We start from the raw sequence: 2231 nt of genomic DNA on the forward strand, positions 1-2231 counted from the left end.
GGTGGCGAGCAGCTGGTTCAGCATGGTGACGAACTCTTCGTGCGTCTCGTCCATGCGGTCGTCGCCGGTCTGCAGGCTGGGGACCCATTCCAGGCCGGTGGTGGTGGCGGGGGCTTCGGGCGTGGCGCTGGCGCTCATGGAGACGCTGGCGGACTTCGGCGTCGCCAGCTACTTCGGCATCCAGACCTTCACCGCCGGCATCTACAAGGCCTGGCTGTCCATGGACATGCCGCTGGCGGCCGCGCAACTGGCGACCATGCTGCTGGCCATCGTGGCGCTGCTGCTCTGGCTGGAGCACCGGGCCCAGCGGCGCATGCGGTTTGCGTCACAACGCGGCCAGCGCGCGGGCAGTGCCGAGGCGCAGCCGGTGCGGCTGGTGGGTGCGCGCTCTCTGCTGGCGGTGCTGGTGTGTGGCCTGCCGGTCCTGTTCGGTTTTGTGCTGCCGGTGCTGTTCATGCTGCGGCCGCTGATTGGCGGCTGGGAAGACCTGCCCTGGGCCATGTTCGTGCAGTGGTCGCGCAACAGCGTGTGGCTCGCGGGCCTGAGCGCGCTGCTGGCCACCGCGCTGGCGCTGGTGCTGGCGTTTGCGCTGCGCACCCGGCCCAGCGCGGTGACGCGCGGCGTGGTGCAGCTCGCCAGCCTGGGTTACGCGGTGCCGGGGGCGGTGATCGTGGTGGGTCTGTTGCTGCCGGTGGGCTGGGTGCAGGCGGTGCGACCCGAGTCGAGCGTGGGCTACTGGATCACGGCCACGGCGCTGGGCATCGTCTGGGCCTACATGGTGCGCTTCACCGCGGTGGCCCTGCAGTCGGTGCAGAGCGGCTACGCGCGCGTGCCCGCCAGCCTGGACGATTCGGCTCGCATGCTCGGCACCACCGGCGCCGGCCTGGCCGCCCGGGTGCACTGGCCGTTGCTCAAACGCTCCACCGCCGCCGCCGCGCTGCTGGTGTTCGTGGACGTCATGAAAGAGCTGCCCGCCACCCTGGTGCTGCGGCCCTTCAACAGCGACACCCTGGCGGTGGTGACCTACCAGCTGGCGCGCGACGAGCGCCTGGGTGAGGCGGCGCTGCCCGCGCTCACCCTGGTGCTGGTGGGGCTGGTGCCGGTGATCATGCTCAGCCGCACCCTGCGCCAGCGCTGAGGGCCCGCTGTCAGGTCTTCCGGCCTACGACATCGGCTTCGGTCCCCCGTTGATCCCCCAGGGCGTGCCGAAGCGGTCGGTCACCATGCCGAAGGCCTCGGCCCAGAAGGTTTCGCCCAGCGGCATCTGCACGGTGCCGCCCTCCGCGAGTGCGGCGAAGATGCGCCGTGCTTCGGCGGCGCTGGGGTAGGTCAGCGCCAGCATCGCGCCCTTGATGCCCTCGAACGGCACGCCCGGCGGCGTGTCGCCGGCCATGAGGGCGAAGTCGGGGTGCACCAGGTAGGCGTGCATGATGCGGTTGGCGTGTTCGGGCGGCACCGGGTCGCCCTCGGGCATCTGCGCGTAGGTGATGAGGGCCTCGACCTTGGCGTCGAGCACGCGCGCATAAAAGGCCATGGCCTCGGCGCAGTTGCCGTTGTAGGACAGGTAGGCGCACAGTTGCGTCATGTTGATCTCCTGATCAGGGGTGGAGGAACCCCGAGCCGGGGTCCGGGGGCGTTCAAGGTCACGACGGACGGGCCACCCCTGTTTCGACAGGCCCGGCCACCCGACCGACAAACGGTTCTCGGCAGCGGCGCCGCCCGTGTCAGCGAATCTCTTCGATGGAGAAGCGCTTGTCGGTCACCACCGGCGTGATCAGACCGTAGCCCTGGTTCTGCCAGTGCACGAGTTCGGTCATGGCCGAGGGGGTGACCTCGATGAACGGCTGCATGTCGGCCAGCGTGTAGCCGAAGTCCTTCAGCGCCAGGCCGCAGACCTTGAACTTCACGCCCTGCCCGGCGTAGTAGCGCATGCGCTGCACCACCTCTTCGTATTTCGCCTCGTTCTTCTTCGCCACCGTCACCAGTTCGGTGCCGTGCAGCAGCACGATCACGCTCATGTCGTCGTTGAAGAAGCTGTAGGGTGCCTCGGTCAGCGGGTTCACGAACGAGCGCAGCCAGTACAGCGCCGCGCCCATCTTGGCCGGGTTGTCGAGGTAGAAGTCGAACAGCACTTTCGGGTTCTTGTAGGGCGACTGCACGAAGGTCGCCTGGGCCTGCGCGGGCCACGGGGCCAGCAGCGGCACGGCGCCCAGGCAGGCGGCCAGCACGGC

Annotated in this window: 2 protein-coding genes and 1 pseudogene; 1 reads left to right on the forward strand and 2 read right to left on the reverse strand. The window is 69.3% G+C overall.

The features are described from left to right. Positions 1 to 112 precede the first annotated feature (112 nt). Positions 113 to 1138 (forward strand): annotated as a pseudogene (locus F3K02_RS21355) (ABC transporter permease); the annotation flags it as partial. Positions 1139 to 1162: 24 nt separating this feature from the next. Here the strand turns inward: F3K02_RS21355 and F3K02_RS21360 are convergent. Together F3K02_RS21360 and F3K02_RS21365 are read right to left on the reverse strand one after the other, a co-directional pair. Beyond that, positions 1163 to 1585: a VOC family protein gene (locus F3K02_RS21360; protein ID WP_177137655.1), complete on the reverse strand. Its 423-nt coding sequence runs from the start codon at positions 1583 to 1585 to the stop codon at positions 1163 to 1165. 139 nt (positions 1586 to 1724) lie between these two features. Continuing rightward, the coding region (locus F3K02_RS21365) for a DsrE family protein (protein WP_218179540.1) at positions 1725 to 2231 on the reverse strand (507 nt) is incomplete at its 5' end.

Source organism: Hydrogenophaga aromaticivorans (assembly GCF_013387465.1).
Classification (GTDB): domain Bacteria; phylum Pseudomonadota; class Gammaproteobacteria; order Burkholderiales; family Burkholderiaceae_C; genus Hydrogenophaga; species Hydrogenophaga aromaticivorans.

What these genes read in the sequence shown, in the direction of transcription:
- F3K02_RS21360 (WP_177137655.1), bottom strand. Translation starts at nt 1,585, where the DNA reads ATGACGCAACTGTGCGCCTACCTGTCCTACAACGGCAACTGCGCCGAG.